This is a genomic window from Streptococcus sp. 2741 (genome assembly GCF_013276315.1).
Taxonomy (GTDB): domain Bacteria; phylum Bacillota; class Bacilli; order Lactobacillales; family Streptococcaceae; genus Streptococcus; species Streptococcus pseudopneumoniae.
Window position 1 is genome coordinate 21377 of record NZ_VMKU01000060.1, and the last position, 9384, is coordinate 30760.

General features: G+C 39.8%; 11 protein-coding genes. 1 reads left to right on the forward strand and 10 read right to left on the reverse strand.

The annotated features are described in order from the left end of the window. Positions 1-172: 172 nt before the first annotated feature. Both HT671_RS06660 and HT671_RS06665 read right to left on the reverse strand, forming a co-directional pair. The gene (locus HT671_RS06660; RefSeq protein WP_138703291.1) at positions 173-517 is read right to left on the reverse strand and encodes a hypothetical protein; all 345 of its coding nucleotides are present in this window, start codon (positions 515-517) and stop codon (positions 173-175) included. Positions 518-547: 30 nt separating this feature from the next. Beyond that, positions 548-694, reverse strand: a complete 147-nt coding sequence (locus HT671_RS06665) for a hypothetical protein (protein WP_000669513.1) — start codon at positions 692-694, stop codon at positions 548-550. A 416-nt stretch (positions 695-1110) separates the two neighbouring features. Between HT671_RS06665 and HT671_RS06670 the strand changes: the two genes are divergently transcribed. Next, on the forward strand, positions 1111-2382 hold the full coding sequence (locus HT671_RS06670; protein WP_000744853.1) for a PLP-dependent aminotransferase family protein: 1272 nt from the start codon (positions 1111-1113) through the stop codon (positions 2380-2382). 19 nt (positions 2383-2401) lie between these two features. On the opposite strand, the gene HT671_RS06675 is transcribed toward HT671_RS06670, so the two are convergent. From HT671_RS06675 to pstS, 8 genes are all read right to left on the reverse strand, one after another. After that, entirely contained in the window at positions 2402-3217 is an 816-nt protein-coding gene (locus tag HT671_RS06675; RefSeq protein ID WP_000837363.1) for an ABC transporter substrate-binding protein, read from the reverse strand. Between the two features lie 119 nt (positions 3218-3336). Then, complete coding sequence (locus HT671_RS06680) at positions 3337-3810, reverse strand: NUDIX domain-containing protein (protein ID WP_033605139.1); 474 nt, start codon at positions 3808-3810, stop codon at positions 3337-3339. 84 nt (positions 3811-3894) lie between these two features. Beyond that, positions 3895-4548: a phosphate signaling complex protein PhoU gene (phoU, locus tag HT671_RS06685; protein WP_000946465.1), complete on the reverse strand. Its 654-nt coding sequence runs from the start codon at positions 4546-4548 to the stop codon at positions 3895-3897. Positions 4549-4559: 11 nt separating this feature from the next. Further along, positions 4560-5318, reverse strand: a complete 759-nt coding sequence (gene pstB, locus HT671_RS06690) for a phosphate ABC transporter ATP-binding protein PstB (RefSeq protein ID WP_000128635.1) — start codon at positions 5316-5318, stop codon at positions 4560-4562. A 12-nt stretch (positions 5319-5330) separates the two neighbouring features. After that, positions 5331-6134 carry a phosphate ABC transporter ATP-binding protein PstB gene (gene pstB / locus HT671_RS06695; RefSeq protein ID WP_000109215.1) on the reverse strand — a complete coding sequence of 268 codons (804 nt, stop codon included), beginning with the start codon at positions 6132-6134 and terminating at the stop codon, positions 5331-5333. 10 nt (positions 6135-6144) lie between these two features. Continuing rightward, positions 6145-7029 carry a phosphate ABC transporter permease PstA gene (pstA, locus tag HT671_RS06700; protein WP_001201787.1) on the reverse strand — a complete coding sequence of 295 codons (885 nt, stop codon included), beginning with the start codon at positions 7027-7029 and terminating at the stop codon, positions 6145-6147. After that, positions 7019-7936, reverse strand: a complete 918-nt coding sequence (gene pstC, locus HT671_RS06705) for a phosphate ABC transporter permease subunit PstC (protein ID WP_001070908.1) — start codon at positions 7934-7936, stop codon at positions 7019-7021. Before pstC ends, pstA begins: the two co-directional genes overlap by 11 nt. Continuing rightward, positions 7936-8814 (reverse strand): phosphate ABC transporter substrate-binding protein PstS, encoded by an 879-nt coding sequence (gene pstS / locus HT671_RS06710; protein WP_000746334.1) that lies wholly within the window; start codon positions 8812-8814, stop codon positions 7936-7938. Before pstS ends, pstC begins: the two co-directional genes overlap by 1 nt. Positions 8815-9384 lie beyond the last annotated feature (570 nt).

Consider the following 9384-nt stretch of genomic DNA (forward strand, 5'->3'; position numbering starts at 1 on the left):
ATTATTTATTTTTTGTTCCTAGCAAACATAAATATTGTATTAATAATTGCAAAAATAAATGCAAACAAAAGGATTTTCCAAAGGATAAATTTTTGTAACACTAAATATGCATATACAAATCCAATCAAAAAGCTAATAATCCCATCTTTTATTAAAAAGTTTTTATCACGCATTATTCCAGACCACACTGAACTGCCCAAATAGCCAACTGACCAGCAATGATATAAATATTTGTTTTAAGTCCATTAGCTTTAACAAATCTTAGTACCACTTTAGCTAATTCTGACCAAGCCTTTTTCTGCGCATACTTAACAATTAGCGAAACATTGGTCATAGCAAAAAATTCATCTCGTATTTTTCCTGCTATACATCCTCCCATCTCATCCCAAGGGACTCTGTCATAGAGATTATTAATATTAGTTTCTAATTTATTTTCCGCAAGAGCAATATCTTTTTGAGAAAAGTTTTTATAAACATATTCAGTAAAATTTTTTTCATTAACTCCATTTCTAAACATTTGATCAAGAACATTAGCTACATCATCTATTTATTTTTGTTCTTGGGTACTAATTTCAGAAACTTCCGTAGTAGTTACATCATCAGCAAATACTCTAACAGAAACTATAGAAGGAGACATAATAGAAAATAGTGATAATACAACAAGAGCTGAAGTTACAGTTTTTTTAAATTTCATAAAAAACACTCCTTCAAGTCACAAATATATATTACTGATAAAATAACTTGATTTTCTGATTTAAAACTCCTTTCTAACAAGTCATTCGTATACTTTTATTTTTCAATTCTATTATACCACAACTAGAAAACGGTTTCAAGTTTTTTCCTAAAAATATGTGCAAGTAATACGGGGAAATTAGCATGAAAACTTTTTAAAACAAACCAACCCCAGATAAAAATACATATTTTGTTTTAAAGAGAAAAAAGTTCCGAAAAACTGTCACATCTGCATTTGGTTGCTCTTTGATTTCAAAAAAAGTATTAAAGATGGGAATATACCACATTTGCTCTTAGATGTGAACGAGAGAAACACCCTAGACATTGCCAAGAAGGAAAAAAAAGGGTACAATGTAACAAAATCAAGGGAGGTCTGGAATGAAGAAACAAAGCAAGTACCAAGAGGTCGTTTCCTATCTGAAAAATGGTATCGAGTCTGGACGCTTTCCGACGGGAAGTCGCCTGCCTTCTATCCGTCAACTAAGCCTTGACTTTCACTGTAGCAAGGACACCGTTCAGCGCGCCCTGCTGGAATTACGGTACGAACAATACCTCTATGCCAAGCCCCAGAGTGGCTACTATGTCCTAGAACAAGGGCAACACCAAGACCTCGAAATCGAGGTTACGGATGAACACGCCAGCGCCTATGACGATTTCCGACTCTGTGTCAATGAAACTTTGATTGGCCGGGAAAACTACCTCTTCAACTACTATGAAAATCAAGAAGGTTTAGAAGACTTAAGACAATCCATTCACCAACTCCTCTTTGACCAAGCCCTCTACTGCAAGGCTGACCAACTGGTACTGACTTCTGGAACCCAACAAGCCTTGTTTATCCTTTCTCAAATTTCCTTCCCTAGCCAAGCCAAGGAAATCTTGATGGAACAACCGACCTACCATCGAATGAATCGCCTCTTGATTGCTCAGGGTCTGGACTATCAAACGATTGAACGAGGCATTGATGGGATTGACTTGAAGGAACTGGAAGGCCACTTCAAAACAGGAAAAATTAAGTTTTTCTATACCATTCCTCGATTTCACTATCCTCTAGGCCATTCCTATTCTGAGCAGGACAAACGAGCTATTCTTGACTTAGCAGCCAAGTATGATGTCTATATCGTAGAGGACGATTATCTGGGTGATTTGGACTCCAAGAAGGGCCAAACCTTCCACTATCTTGATACAGAGGAGCGTGTCATTTATATCAAGTCCTTCTCGACCAGCCTCTTTCCAGCCCTTCGTATTACAGCACTCATTCTTCCAAATGCTATCAAAGAAGCATTTGTGGCCTACAAAAATATCCTAGACTACGACAGCAACCTCATCATGCAAAAGGCCTTATCACTCTATATCGATAGTCAATTGTTTGAGAAAAATCGTCTGACTCGCTTGAATAATCAAGAAACTTACCAAAAACAAATCAAGGAAAGACTAGCTTACAGCCCCTGTCCTCTTCCTCATTTTCCTCTTCACGATGGTTTATTGCTAGACCTGAGACAGTATCCTAAAATCGCCAATCTCAAACACAGTCAACTAGGCTTGGACTTCTTTGAAGAGGCCTATTTAAGCACCTGTCCTTATCAATTTGCCAAGGTGTCCCTAGACAATCTGGAAAAGGTTTTAAACTATTTAAAAGCAGAATTGGAATGACATCCAACTCTGCTTTTTCTTATTCTTCAACTTCAGTTAGACTTGCTGCTTTTTCAAGATAGCTTTGGTAAATTCCTTCATCCTTGAGTTTTTGGATGACCTTGTCTACCACTTCTCTCAAATCATCACTATTTTTTCTAAGAGCAACGGCATTGGCGTCGCCGTCCTTCATCTTCAAGCTGACAATTGCGACAGCTAAGTCAGCGTTTTTAGCAGCATAACTAAGTGCAACAGGCTCATCCATATGAACAGCATCTACTTTTCCAACCTGCAATTCATTGACTGCTTCACCCATATTAGTTAGGGAAGTTAATTGAGCTTTTGGCAATTGTTCCTTGACCATTGATTCTGGAACAGTCCCTTTTTGAGCCGCAATATTAGCACTTTCAAGGCTAGTTAAATCCTTGTATTTTTCTACATCAGCCTTACGAACCAAGAAACTAATCTTGTTTTCATAGTAAGGGATTGAAAAATCAAAGACTTCTTTTCTCTCGTCAGTAGCGCTAATTCCCGCAACTGCCAGGTCAGCCTTACCTGTTTGAAGACTGGTCAAAACATTGTCAAAACTCATGCTTGAGATTTCCAACTTAACCCCAAGTTCATCAGCGATAGCCTGAGCCATGTCGATGTCTGCACCGACTACCTGGTTCTTTCCATCAACCAATGATTGAAATTCAAAGGGTGCATAGTCAGGACTTGTCGCCACAACCAATTTCCCCTTTTGCTTAATGGCCTCAACAGCTGACTGAGAACCATTAGAACCTGACTGGCAAGCTACTAAGAAGAAACTTGCAAGAAAATTACATAAAACAAATATCCATTTTTTTGATTTCATAAATAAACAACCCCTCTGTTAATTTTGTATAATTATAACGATATCTAAGTTGCTTGTCAAGTGTTTTCTTGCATTTTCATAAAATATATTTACTAAAAAATAGAAATACAGTGGTTAGTTTATCTATCTATTGGGAACTTATTTTCAAAAAAATCATTTATCATATCTTGATGCTGCTGGTTTACAATTGCAATATTTTGTATGTCACTATGATCAAAAAATCCTAATTCTAAAGTTTCATCACTTGTAAAAAAATTTGTAGAGATAGAAGTTTCAGATGAAACTAAATACAAGATTGTAAGAACTTGAGCCTCATCACCATTCGGATAACTGTCTGAATATTTTGTATAAACATTTAAGAGTTTTTCCACCCTCACTTCGACTCCTGTTTCTTCATAAAACTCTCGCACTAAAGCTTCTAAAGCCGATTCTCCTAATTCAAGAGCACCACCTGGTAATCCCCACGTTCCTTTATCTGCTCGTTTTTGTAATAAAATTTTTCCTGATTGACTTAATATTCCACAGGTAAAATTTAAAATAATCTTATCTTTTCCAACTTTTTTCTGATATTCTGTATGTAGTTCATTATTCACCTCTGACAAAGTAAACTATCTATACAATGAAAGCTTACTGTATTAAAAAGTAAGCTTTCACAATAATTTTATCCTTTGAATACTTTATAATTCGACAATCTTACCTGTTTCAAAGTAAACAACCCATTCACAGATATTTTTAGCATAGTCACCGATACGCTCCAAGTAGGAAATAACTTGGAAATAATCACGACCCGTAACAATGGCTTCTGGATTTTTCTTAATCTCTTCAGTCGCAAGGTCACGGATAGTTTCAAAATAGTGGTTAATTTGCTCATCCATGGAGGCTACCCGGTATGCGTCGTCAACAGAACCATTAAGATAAAGATCAAGTGCTGCTTCAACAACGCTTTTAACTTCACGTCCCATTTTTTGAATTTCTTCCTCTACAGCTGGGATGCGCTCTTCCCCCTTCATACGGATGGTTGCCTGGGCAATGGCTACAGCGTGATCCCCCATACGCTCCACATCTGATACAGCCTTAAGGACAGTCAAGACTGTACGCAAATCTTGAGAGACTGGTTGTTGGAGTGCAATCATTTCAAATGATTTCTTTTCCAGTTTCACTTCGTATTCATTTACTTCTGCGTCATCTTCGATGACCTCTTTTGCCAGGTCACGGTCATGCGTGACAAAGGCACGCACCGTACGATTGATTTGTGAGAGCACTTCTTGTCCCATAGCGTAGAACTGGTTATGTAATTTCTCTAAATCTTCTTCAAATTGAGATCGTAACATCTTTCATCTCCTTATCCAAATTTTCCTGTAATATAGTCTTCCGTTTCCTTGTGTTGGGGATCAAGGAACATCTGCTTGGTATCATTAAATTCAATCAAATCTCCATCTAGGAAAAATCCTGTCTTATCAGAGATACGTGAAGCTTGTTGCATGGAACGGGTTACCAGAAGCATGGTGTACTTGTCTTTTAGACCATACAAGGTTTCCTCAATTTTACCAGCTGAAATCGGATCCAAAGCCGAAGTTGGCTCATCCAAGAGGATGATTTTAGGACTGGTTGCCAAGACACGGGCCACACAGACACGCTGCTGTTGACCACCTGACAATCCAATAGCTGAATCATGTAGACGATCCTTGACCTCATCCCAGATAGAGGCACCTTGCAAGGCTTTTTCTACGGCTTCATCCAGAACCAGCTTATCCTTAATTCCATTGATACGAAGCCCGTAGACAACATTCTCATAGATAGTCATAGGGAAAGGATTAGGTTGTTGGAAAACCATTCCGATTTCCTTACGTAATTCAACCGTATCTGTACGCGGACTGTAGATGTTGTGACCATTGTACACCACGGATCCAGTTGTGGTCACCTCTGGATTGAGATCTCCCATGCGGTTGAGAGACTTGAGGAGGGTTGACTTCCCTGATCCAGATGGACCAATCAAGGCTGTAATTTCCTTAGGTTGGAAAGATAGGGAAACACTATTCAAAGCCTTCTTTTTATTATAATAAACGGACAGGTCTGATACCTGTAAAATCGCATCTGTCATACGGTTTCCTTTCTAACCAAAGTGACCAGATACATAGTCATTGGTGGACTGTAGCTTGGCATTTTGGAAAATAGTTGCAGTTTTGTCATACTCAATCAAATCACCCAAGTAAAAGAAGCCTGTATAGTCACTTGCACGAGCAGCCTGCTGCATATTATGCGTTACAATGATGATGGTAAAGTCTTTCTTGAGCTCAAACATGGTCTCTTCTAGTTGCATGGTCGCAATCGGATCCAAGGCTGAGGCTGGCTCATCCATTAAGAGGATATCTGGCTTAACAGAGATGGCACGAGCAATACAGAGACGTTGTTGCTGACCACCTGATAAGGTCAAGGCTGACTTGTGGAGATCGTCTTTAACCTGATCCCAGAGGGCAGCCTGACGAAGGGAGGTTTCTACGATTTCATCTAGGACTTGCTTATCCTTAACTCCAGCACGTTCATGCGCAAAGGTAATATTACGGTAAATTGACTTAGCAAATGGATTAGGGCGTTGAAAAACCATTCCAATGTGTTTACGCATTTCATAAACGTTGATTTCTGGACGGTTGACATCAATTCCACGATAGAGAATCTGCCCAGTTACTTTAGCAATATCAATAGTATCATTCATGCGATTGAGACTGCGTAAGTAGGTAGATTTCCCCGATCCCGACGGACCAATCAAAGCTGTAATTTTATTTCTTTCAAATTGCATATCAATCCCCTTAATGGATTCATTTTTACCATAGTAAACATGGACATCCTTAGTAGAAAGGGCTACTTTTTCTTCAGGAAAGGTAAGGATATGCTTCTCATCCCAGTTATATGTTGACATGGCTTCTCCTTTAGACAGCGGTTAATTTCTTGTGTAGATAGTTTCCGAACTTACGAGCTCCAAAGTTAAAAATCAGGATAAAGATTAGGAGCACAGCGGCAGAACCTGCTGATACAATAGTTCCATCTGGAATAGTGCCTTCACTATTGACTTTCCAGATATGGACAGCCAAGGTTTCTGCTTGACGGAAGATAGAGATGGGGCTAGTCACACTGAGGATATTCCAGTTAGACCAGTCAAGAGCTGGCGCCGATTGCCCTGCTGTATAAATCAGAGCTGCAGCTTCGCCAAAGATACGACCAGATGCCAAGACGACACCCGTTACAATACCTGGAAGCGCTTCTGGAATAACAACATGAACCACTGTCTCCCAACGAGAAATCCCAAGAGCCAGACCAGCCTCACGTTGGGTATGGTGAACATGTTTCAAACTATCCTCTACATTACGCGTCATCTGAGGCAAGTTAAAGACTGTCAAGGCCAAGGCACCTGAAATGATTGAAAATCCATACTCAAACTGGACTACAAAGATCAAGTAACCAAAGAGACCCACCACCACTGATGGTAAAGAGGACAAAATTTCAATACAAGTCCGCACAAAGTTGGTAACAGGACCTTTTTTAGCATATTCAGCCAAGTAAATCCCAGCTCCCATAGAAAGAGGTACAGAAATAATCAAGGTAATGACCAATAGGAAAAAGGAATTGTAAAGCTGAATGCCAATCCCACCACCTGCTTGAAAAGCAGAAGACCTTCCAGTCAAGAAAGACCAAGAGATATGGGGCAAGCCCCGAACCAAGATATAGAGAATCAAGGAAGCCAAGATTGTCACAATGATGCTAGCAATCGTATAGAGGACAGCTGTTGCAAGTTTATCTAATTTCTTAGCGCGCATAATTTTTCTTTCCTCTTTCTTTCGTAATCAATTTAATCACACTGTTAAAAACTAAACTCATCAAGAGCAGTACCAAGGCCAGTGACCAGAGAACATTATTATTTACAGTTCCCATGACAGTGTTCCCAATTCCCATAGTTAATATAGAAGTTAAAGTTGCAGCTGGTGTGGTCAAGGAAGTTGGGATAACAGCTGAGTTTCCGACAACCATCTGGATAGCTAAAGCCTCACCAAAGGCACGCGCCATCCCAAAGACCACTGCAGTGAAAATACCAGAACGGGCCGCCTTCAAGATCACACGCCAGATAGTCTGCCAGCGAGTGGCTCCCATAGCGAAACTAGCCTCACGATAATAACGAGGAACCGCACGCAAGCTATCCGTTGTCATAAAGGTTACGGTCGGCAAAATCATGACAAAGAGGACGGAAATCCCTGACAAAATCCCAAAACCAGTCCCACCAAAGACACTGCGAACAAAGGGAACGACGACTTGCAAGCCAATAAATCCATACACTACTGAAGGAATCCCAACCAGGAGTTCAATAGCTGGTTGCAAAATCTTCGCCCCTTTTGGTGATACTTCGGTCATAAAAACTGCTGCACCAATAGCAAAGGGGGTTGCGATAAGGGCTGAGAGAATGGTAACGATAAAGGAACCCAAAATCATAGGAAGGGCACCAAATTCTTTACTAGAAGGATTCCAAGTTCCTCCCAAAAGAAAGTCAAAGATATTCACACCATTGACAAAGAAGGTCGACAAGCCTTTTTGCGCTACGAAAACCAAAATCATGGCCACAAGGATGACTATCAAAGAAAGACAGGCAAAGGTCAAACCTTTTCCTAATTTCTCCAGACGAGAATTCTTTGATGGAAGCAACATTTTCTTAGCTAATTCTTCTTGATTCATTATTGTCTCCCTTCCAACACTGTCACAGTTCCGGCAGCATCTTTTTCAACCTTCATTTCCTTAATCGGAATATACTTCAATCCTTTGACAATCCCTTCTTGGGTCTCATCCGAGAGAACAAAATTGAGAAATTCTGCAGCTAACTCATTGGGCTGCCCCAATGTATACATATGCTCATAAGACCACAAGGGCCAATTATTGCTACTTATATTTTCTGGACTTAAGTCATAACCATTCAACTTCATGCTTTTGACCGAATCATCTATATAGGTAAGAGATAAATAAGAGATAGCTCCTGGACTTTTTGATACGATTGATTTTACCGCTCCATTTGAATCCTGCTCCTGACTTTGCATGGCAGACTGACCTTCCATAATGACAGTATCAAAGGTAGCACGAGAGCCAGAGCCGGCTGCCCGATTGATAACAGAGATGGGTAAGTCCTTACCACCAACCTCTTTCCAATTGGTTACCTCACCTATGAAGATTTGACGAAGTTGCTCTGTCGTTAGGTTATCAACATCAACCTCCTTATTGGCAATCAGAGCCAAGCCAGCTACCGCGACCTTGTGGTCAACAAGAGCAGAAGCATCAATTCCGTCTTTTTCCTCAGCAAATACATCTGAGTTTCCTATATCAACTGCCCCAGACTGAACCTGGGACAAGCCTGTACCAGAACCTCCCCCTTGGACATTGACCGTTTTTCCAACATGGATCGTGCCAAATTCATCTGCCGCTACTTCAACCAAGGGTTGCAAGGCAGTTGAGCCAACAGCCGTTATGGATTCTCCACGATCAATCCAGCTAGCACAGCCTACTAAACAAGCCGTCAGCCAAAAAGCGATAAGAGACAGAGCAAGCTTTTTTCTTTTTTTCACTGTTTTTCTCCTCGAAAATAATTATGAATACTGTGAATTTTTTAAGTAGTTCTTTATGAGTTGACGCATGAATTCTTACCAAATTTCTGCGCAATTGATTATTTATATAATATAGGCTATATTACTCTTTTCTAACCTCCTTTTTTCATATGTGGATAAAATCTCTTGTCTATCCCTTCCCCCATTGTCACCCATTATAGTCATTTCGTGTCTCTTTTTCCCCTTTTTAATGCAAGGAAAAGGTTACTCTCCTTAGATGATAATCCAAAAGCTAGAAAGGTATCTCAAACCTCTCTACTCTCCCAGACTAGTTTACAACTAAAAGGAAAAGATTCTATTTTATGGGAAATCTAGTTTACAAGCGGTAAGAACGCTAATAACTAAACTTCTTGTACTCTTTGAAAATCTCTTCAAACCAGGTCAGCCTTGCCTTGTTATAGGTATGTACCTATTTGGTCAGTCCTATCTACAACTTTAAAGCAATGCTTTGTAACTGACTCCGTCAGTCCTATTTGCAACCTCAAAACAGTATTTTGAGCTATCTATGGCTAGCTTCCTAGTTTGCTCTTT

Coding starts and splice junctions, on each gene's coding strand:
- phoU (WP_000946465.1), bottom strand. CDS start 4,548: ATGTTACGATCTCAATTTGAAGAAGATTTAGAGAAATTACATAACCAG.
- HT671_RS06675 (WP_000837363.1), bottom strand. CDS start 3,217: ATGAAATCAAAAAAATGGATATTTGTTTTATGTAATTTTCTTGCAAGT.
- pstB (WP_000128635.1), bottom strand. CDS start 5,318: ATGACAGATGCGATTTTACAGGTATCAGACCTGTCCGTTTATTATAAT.
- pstC (WP_001070908.1), bottom strand. CDS start 7,936: ATGAATCAAGAAGAATTAGCTAAGAAAATGTTGCTTCCATCAAAGAAT.
- HT671_RS06665 (WP_000669513.1), bottom strand. CDS start 694: ATGAAATTTAAAAAAACTGTAACTTCAGCTCTTGTTGTATTATCACTA.
- HT671_RS06670 (WP_000744853.1), top strand. CDS start 1,111: ATGAAGAAACAAAGCAAGTACCAAGAGGTCGTTTCCTATCTGAAAAAT.
- HT671_RS06660 (WP_138703291.1), bottom strand. CDS start 517: ATGTTTAGAAATGGAGTTAATGAAAAAAATTTTACTGAATATGTTTAT.
- pstA (WP_001201787.1), bottom strand. CDS start 7,029: ATGCGCGCTAAGAAATTAGATAAACTTGCAACAGCTGTCCTCTATACG.
- pstB (WP_000109215.1), bottom strand. CDS start 6,134: ATGTCAACATATAACTGGGATGAGAAGCATATCCTTACCTTTCCTGAA.